General features: G+C 68.0%; 9 protein-coding genes. 7 read left to right on the forward strand and 2 right to left on the reverse strand.

The genetic code is table 11. The features are described from left to right. Window positions 1-6: 6 nt before the first annotated feature. From NTY77_05830 to NTY77_05845, 4 genes are read left to right on the forward strand one after another with little or no spacing between them, the layout of a single operon-like run. Entirely contained in the window at window positions 7-369 is a 363-nt protein-coding gene (locus tag NTY77_05830; GenBank protein ID MCX5794993.1) for a sulfite exporter TauE/SafE family protein, read from the forward strand. Continuing rightward, window positions 369-851, forward strand: a complete 483-nt coding sequence (locus NTY77_05835) for a hypothetical protein (GenBank protein ID MCX5794994.1) — start codon at window positions 369-371, stop codon at window positions 849-851. The genes NTY77_05830 and NTY77_05835 overlap by 1 nt, the downstream gene beginning before the upstream one ends. A gap of 10 nt (window positions 852-861) precedes the next feature. Next, complete coding sequence (locus NTY77_05840; protein ID MCX5794995.1) at window positions 862-1,713, forward strand: deoxyribonuclease IV; 852 nt, start codon at window positions 862-864, stop codon at window positions 1,711-1,713. A 48-nt stretch (window positions 1,714-1,761) separates the two neighbouring features. Continuing rightward, window positions 1,762-2,283: a hypothetical protein gene (locus tag NTY77_05845; GenBank protein MCX5794996.1), complete on the forward strand. Its 522-nt coding sequence runs from the start codon at window positions 1,762-1,764 to the stop codon at window positions 2,281-2,283. A 14-nt stretch (window positions 2,284-2,297) separates the two neighbouring features. Here the strand turns inward: NTY77_05845 and NTY77_05850 are convergent, their stop codons facing one another. Together NTY77_05850 and NTY77_05855 are read right to left on the reverse strand one after the other, a co-directional pair. Next, window positions 2,298-2,639 carry a cupin domain-containing protein gene (locus tag NTY77_05850; GenBank protein ID MCX5794997.1) on the reverse strand — a complete coding sequence of 114 codons (342 nt, stop codon included), beginning with the start codon at window positions 2,637-2,639 and terminating at the stop codon, window positions 2,298-2,300. Continuing rightward, window positions 2,636-3,919, reverse strand: a complete 1,284-nt coding sequence (locus tag NTY77_05855; protein MCX5794998.1) for a response regulator — start codon at window positions 3,917-3,919, stop codon at window positions 2,636-2,638. Before NTY77_05855 ends, NTY77_05850 begins: the two co-directional genes overlap by 4 nt. A gap of 50 nt (window positions 3,920-3,969) precedes the next feature. Here NTY77_05855 and rsmD point away from each other — a divergent pair, with 50 nt between their 5' ends. The 3 genes from rsmD to NTY77_05870 are packed head-to-tail and all read left to right on the forward strand — an operon-like array spanning window position 3,970 to window position 5,882. Further along, window positions 3,970-4,569: a 16S rRNA (guanine(966)-N(2))-methyltransferase RsmD gene (gene rsmD, locus NTY77_05860; GenBank protein MCX5794999.1), complete on the forward strand. Its 600-nt coding sequence runs from the start codon at window positions 3,970-3,972 to the stop codon at window positions 4,567-4,569. Then, window positions 4,570-5,283 (forward strand): PD-(D/E)XK nuclease family protein, encoded by a 714-nt coding sequence (locus NTY77_05865; protein MCX5795000.1) that lies wholly within the window; start codon window positions 4,570-4,572, stop codon window positions 5,281-5,283. Further along, window positions 5,280-5,882, forward strand: a complete 603-nt coding sequence (locus tag NTY77_05870) for a hypothetical protein (protein ID MCX5795001.1) — start codon at window positions 5,280-5,282, stop codon at window positions 5,880-5,882. Before NTY77_05865 ends, NTY77_05870 begins: the two co-directional genes overlap by 4 nt. Window positions 5,883-6,525: the final 643 nt, after the last annotated feature.

A 6,525-nucleotide genomic window follows, 5' to 3' on the forward strand; every position in this document is an offset into this window, starting at 1 on the left:
CCCGGGATGCAGAATGTCATCCCCTATCTGGCTCTCGGTCTCTTCGCGGGCGTGGTCAGCGGTCTCATCGGCATCGGCGGGGGCATCGTCATCGTGCCAGCCTTGGTCCTGGTCTTCGGCATGTCCCAGCACCTGGCGCAGGGCACCACCTTGGCTCTCCTGGTCCCGCCTATCGGGATCCTGGCCGCCTGGACTTACTACAAGCAGGGCTATGTGGACCTCAGGGTCGCGGCCTTGATCTGCGCGGGTTTCTTCCTGGGCGGCCTTCTGGGCGCGAAGTTCGCGGTGGGTCTGTCCCACAAGGTCCTGCAGAAGGTCTTCGGTTCGGTGCTGCTTCTGGTGTCGATGAAGATGATCTTCTCCAAGTGATGGACTATTTCCCGCTCCGCGAGGGACTGGTCCTCGAATACCGGACCCGCTCGTCCTCGGGGACGGGCGGCTACCGCTTCGAGGTCGTCTCGGCCGCCACCGAGGGCGGGACCACGCGCGCCCACTGCCGGCGCACGGCTCTTCCCGCCGGTCAGCCGGCGGACCTCACGGTCACCAAGGACGCGCGCGGCGTCTTCCTGGGCCAGGAACTCGAACTGCCCCTGCCGCTGGAGCCGGGCCGGCAGTGGAGCCGCGCGCCGGACGCTTTCCGCATCGATTCCCTCGATGCGGTCAAGACCGTCCCGGCCGGGACCTTCCGCGGCTGCCTGCGGGTCGCTTACCTCATCGCGGGGGGCGACGGAGGCAGCGGCGAGAGGTTCTACGCCCCCGGAGTGGGGCTGATCTGCGACCTCTGCGCCGAGGAGGACGAGACCAGCGAGACCGTGCTGACGCAGGCGCGTCTGCCCGGCGGCAAGTCATGACCCCAAGGCGATGGTTCTAGGGGTCCATTGCCCGGTCAGCGGGGGATTCGACGCGGCCTTGCGCCAGGCTCGGGCCTTGGGCTGCGAGGCCATGCAGCTCTTCCCCTATAAGCGCCACGAGATGCATTCCGCGGCGGAATTGGCCGGATTCCGGAGCTCCCGGGAGTCGAGCGGGGTGCGCCGCCTCCTGGCGCATTCTCGTTTCGCCCCTTGCCTGGCTTCGCGCTCGGGCCAGCGCCGCCGCCGCTCCATCGAGCTCCTGGACCGCGAGCTGCGCTTGGCCGCGGCCCTGGGCGCGGAGGCCCTCATCCTCCACGCCGGGGCCTATTCGGAGGAATCGGACCGGGGGGAGGGGCTGCGTCTGGCCGCGGCCGCGGTCGGCGAAGCCTGGGACCGGGCCTGCGGCGGCGGCTCGGGCCTGCCGGTCCTCTTCGAGAACGTGCCGGGCGGCGGCCGGCGCCTGGGCGCGGCCCTGCACGACCTGGCCGAGCTCCTGGGGCCCCTGCGCCGGGCGGGCAAGCCCTGCGGGGTGTGCGTGGACACCGCCCACGCCTGGGCCGCGGGCTTCGACCTGGCCTCGGCCGAGGGCATGCTGCGCTTCCTGTCCCGCCTGCATCGCGTCGTGGGCGCGGAGAGCGTCCTAGCTTTCCACCTCAACGACACGCGGGCCCTGCTGGGCTCCCAGCGCGAGAGCCACGTCCCGTGGGGGGAGGGCTTCCTGGGAGCGGAGGGGCTGCGTGTCCTGCTGGCCCGGCCGGAGTACGCGGACCGCCCGGCCATCGTGGAATTGCCGCTGGCGGCGGACCTCGACGCCGCCCTGGCCTCCTTGACTTACGTGCGGGGCCTCTCTCGGAGGATTTGATAGGGACTTGATGCCCGGAAGCTAGACTCCTGGTTGGGGGAGGGCGATATGAGGGGCCGCCTGGGAAGACTGGCCGGGATCGCTGCGGCACTGCTTCTGGCGGCGGCGGCAGGAGGCTGCCGTACGGGCATGACTTCGACTCCCCGGCAGCGCGCGGATAGGGCGCGGGCGATCATCTCGGACTGGGCTGAGCCGGCGCGCCTGCTGGCGGCCAAGTTGCTCGATGAATACGGGCCGCCGGACCGTTTGGAGTCCGGCCGGCTGGTCTGGAACGATCAGCGTCTGTGGAAGAGGATCTCGGTGTGGGACGAATTGCCCGGCCTCGGACCTGGCGAGGGGGGCTGTCTCCTCGAAGAGACCGTATCCTATCCGGTGCCGGCGCGGAAGCGTCCGGACCTGGCCGCTTTCAGCGGCGATATCCGCGTCTCCGTGGACGGCACCGAGCTCTCAGCCCGCTCGCTGAGCGAGGAGCGCAACGCCCTGGCGGTCGACTTGGCCGACGAGATCGTCAAGGGAATCAAGACCCCGGACCAGGCCCGTCGCTTCTACGACCACACGCTGCGGCTGTAGGGGCGGGGAAGATCCTAGGACCGGATCATCACCAGCGCCATCTTGAAGGGCTTGACGGCCTGCAGGGCGTGCGGCGACTGGGCGGGCATGATGATCATCTGGCCCGCCTTGACCCGGTGCGGGGTGCCGGAGATGCGGATCTCGGCCTCGCCGTCGAGGATCAAGACCAGCGCGTCGAAGGGCGCCGTGTGCTCGCTCAAGCCCTGGCCTTGGTCGAAGGCGAAGAGGGTCACGGTCCCGGCGGTCTTCTGGATCAAGGCGCGGCTCACCACGGCGCCGGCCTGGTAGTCCACGAGGCCGGCGGTCTCCAGCACCCGTCCCTTGACGTCCTGGGGCTCGGCTGATCCGCTTTTCATATCCCGATCTTGAGCGCCTCGCGCGCCATGACGACCTGGATCTTGTAGCCCTTGTCCGCGACGACCTTCTGGGCGTCGGCGTCGATCCGGTCGAGGACGGCGTCGGTGTAGGCGTCGTCGTGATGGAACAGGACCAGGCGCTTGACCCCGCTGCGCGCGGCCAGATGCAGAGTGTTGATCCAGCTGGAATGGCCGTTGTTCTTGCGCGTCTGGTAGTCGGAGTCGAGGTAGCGGGCGTCGTGGATGAGCAGGTCGGCGCCCTTGATGAGGCGTCCGAGCCGCTCGTCGTAGTCCTGCAGGGCCGTCCCTTCCTCCCCGTAGATCTCGGCGTCCGGGGAGTAGGCGAAGCGGCGCCCTTCGAGCTCGACGACGAAGCCCAAAGTCGTGCCGGGATGGTTGGCGAAGTACGGCGAGACCTGCACGCCGGGGAGCACCTCGTAGGTCTCCTCCATCATCTCGAAGAGCTGCAGCTCGGCCTGCAGTGGGCCGAGGTCGGGCGGCGCGGTCTCGAAGATGCGCTGGATGCGGTCCTGGAGCGCTTGGCCCGGGTCGTTGGCGCCGCTGATGTTGAGCTTGTAGCCCGGGGCGTAGGCCGGCGCGAACTCGGCCAGGCCCTCGAAATGGTCCTGGTGGAAGTGGGACAGGAAGATCCATAGGTTCTTGTAGCGGTCGTTCTTGACGATCTCGCGCCCCAGGGGCACGATGCCGGAGCCCGCGTCGAAGATGAGGATGTCGTTGGCGGTCTCCAAGGTGACGCAGGACGTGTGCCGCCCGTAGCGGGAAGGCTCGCCGCCCTTGAACGGGGAGAGGCTGCGGCAGCCCCAGACCGTCATGTGGAGCTTGGCGTCGGCGGGCTCCTCCGCCCGGGCGCCCAGGTGGGCCTCTTCCGTCGCGGGGGGCGGCGCCGGGGCCTGGCCGGCGATCAGCTCGCCGATCTGCTTGGCGAAGGTGTCGACGTCGTAGGGCTTCTCGATGAAGAGCTCGGCCCCGTAGTCCAGCGCGCGCTTGCGGTCGGCGTGGAAGGCCTTGCCCGAGACGATGACCACCCGCACCTGCTTGGTGGTGGGGTCGCTCTTGATGCGGTGGCAGAGGGTCATGCCGTCGAGGCCGGGCATGAGGATGTCGAGGACGGCGACGGCCGGGGGCTTGGCCTTGATCATCTCAAGGGCCTTGGTGCTGTCGTTGACGAGCTCGACCTCGTAGCCGGCGTCCCGGAGCAGAGCGGAGGAGAGCTCGCCCACCAGGGGGTCGTCGTCCACCACCATGATGCGTGTCGCCATGGGGCGCTATTCTAGCAAATGAGGAGTGTCCGCTTTGCTAGAATGGACTCATGCGCATCATCGCCGGCCAGCTGCGCGGCCGCCACATCAAGGGGCCGGGCAAGGACTCGGGGGTGCGTCCCATCTCGGGGCGCATCAAGCAGTCGCTCTTCGACATCATCTCAGGGCTGGTCCCGGGCTCGCGGCTGCTGGACCTCTTCGCGGGGACCGGGGCCGTCGGCATCGAGGCCCTCTCGCGGGGCGCGGCTTTCGTCTTCTTCGTGGACCTGGAACGGCGCTGCACGGAGCTCATCGCGCGCAACCTGGCCGCGGCGGGTTTCGCGGACAAGGGCAAGGTCCATTTCGGCAACGCCTTGAGCGACCTGTCCTGGATCCCGTTCCGCTCCGGGACCTCGCAGTACGACCTCATCTTCATGGGGCCGCCGTACAAGGACGAGCAGAAGCGTCCGCTGTCCTACTCCACGCCGGCCCTGGCCAAGTTGGCCGAGGCGGGTCTTCTGGCGCCCAAGGGCTGGGCCGTGTGCCAGCACCACGTCAAGGAAGACGTGCAGGCGCCCGCGGGCTGGGTGCAGGTGCGCCGCGAGAAGTACGGCGACACCTATTTGGACTTCTTCCGTCACGCCGCGACTCAGGGAGGGCCGGCCCTCTAAGTGGAGATCAGCTTCACCAGGCTGCGGGTCTACCGCGAGTGCCCCTGGAAGTACCAGCTGCAGTTCGTGGCGGGCTGGCGCATCCCTCTGACTCCTCCCGGCTCCTTGGGACTGTCTTTGCATCGGACCCTGGAGTGCTTCCACCGCAGGGATAATCCTTCCGAGGACGACCTGTGGGCCTGCTATGAGAGCCGCTGGCTCAGCGCCGGCTACTCGGACGAGCAGGCCCGGGAGTCCTGGCGCGGCAAGGGGCGGCGCATCCTGGAGCGCTATCTGGCCGACGAGCGGGAGCGGCGCGCGGTGATCGAGGCCGTGGAGCGGGAGTTCATCTACCCCTTGGGCCGCCATGAGGTGCGGGGCATGATCGACCGCATCGACCGCCATCCGGACGGGCGGCTGGAGGTCATCGACTACAAGACCTACGGCTCGGGCGATGAGAAGGGGCCGCGCGACGGCCTGCAGCTGCGCTTCTACGGCCTGGGCTGCCGCGAGGCTTTGGCCAAGGAGCCCGACCTGCTGACCTGGTACTTCGTGGCGGAGAGCCGCAAGATCACGGTCCCTTACGACGCGGCGGGCGAAGAGGGGCTCAAAGCTCTGATCCTGGAGACGGCGGACCGCATCGAGGCGGGGAAGTTCCCGCCGGACACGAGCTTCTGCCCGCGCTGCGATTTTCGCCAGCGCTGCACCCACTCGGTCGCCCAGGAGGCCCCATGAGGCTCGGCCCGTTCATCTTCGCGCTGGCGCTGTCCTGGGCGGCGCAGGACCAGGACCCGGATGCGGTCCTGAGCGGCTTCGCGGCGCCCCTGCAGAATCTGGCCGGGACCACGGCGTACGCGGACTCGGACGTGAAGTGCGCCTCCGAGTGGGCGCTGTGGGACATGCTCAGCGACCTCGCCAAGAAGCGCGCCGACGGCGTCGCCAAGCCCGAGCCGGACCTCGGCCTCGTCGAGACCGGCCTGCGGCTGACCATGCGCCTCAACACCGGCGAGCTCAAGCGCTTCGGCTCCAAGCCCTATCCCGCGGATGAGGATTTCCGCTGGGCCGCCGCGGAGGCCGGCAAGGCCGTCCAGGCCCACGCGGCCGGTCTCAAGCCCGAGGACGACCTGCTCGCCTCCCCGCACGCCCGCGCGGTCGAACGGATCATGGTCAAGGCGCTCAAGCGCATGATCGCCTTCCGGCTGCGCCCGCAGACGCGCGGCACCTTCGCGGTCCCGCCTTTCAGCCAGGGGCCGGAAAGCTTCTACGTGAACAAGGCCGTCATGAACAAGAGCGGCGAGACCTACTCCTTCCCGCCATGGCCGGACCGGAGATGAGCCCGCTCAGGCTGAGGGCCGTCTAGCGGCAATGCCGGTCACTTAGCGGCACGCAGTTGTTGTGCTATGACGAAAGACGGCGACTTGATGCGCCAATTTGTCATATTTTTCCATCACTTCTAGCCATCCCACCGCCAGCGCTGGAGGTATTGCTGAATTTATCATTATTTCATAAATGGAATTGGCATTTCAGGTCGCCATCCAATCACTGAGACTTCGGCCCAATGCTCTCTCTTCCTGCGCTCGCGGCGCTTAGCGCCGCGAGCCGCGCGCGCCCCATTCCGCCTGCGCGCGCGACTTCATAAAGATCCAAGGGATCGCGAAGTGACCCAGCACTCAGAATCCTCAATAGGGTCGGCGCGACAGAGGATTATCGTCGATCGGGATAGGGGCCGGCGAGTTTCTTCGCCGGTCCCCTCCCACACCACCGGACATGCGGGTCCGCATCCGGCGGTTTGAAAAGTTGAGGTTACGCCGCAAGCCGAGGCACCCCCAGTCGGTAGAAGAAACTCGGAGGAAAAGCGATGAGGACTGTCCCACGCTCAGAGGCTTTCCACCAGTGGCCCATATGGGAAGCTACGATACGGGCATCACGCGCTGACAGTCTCCGCGCCCGCAGCTCCCTGTACGCGGTTCTCGCGCA

This window comes from Elusimicrobiota bacterium (assembly GCA_026388095.1).
Lineage (GTDB): Bacteria > Elusimicrobiota > Elusimicrobia > UBA1565 > UBA9628 > UBA9628.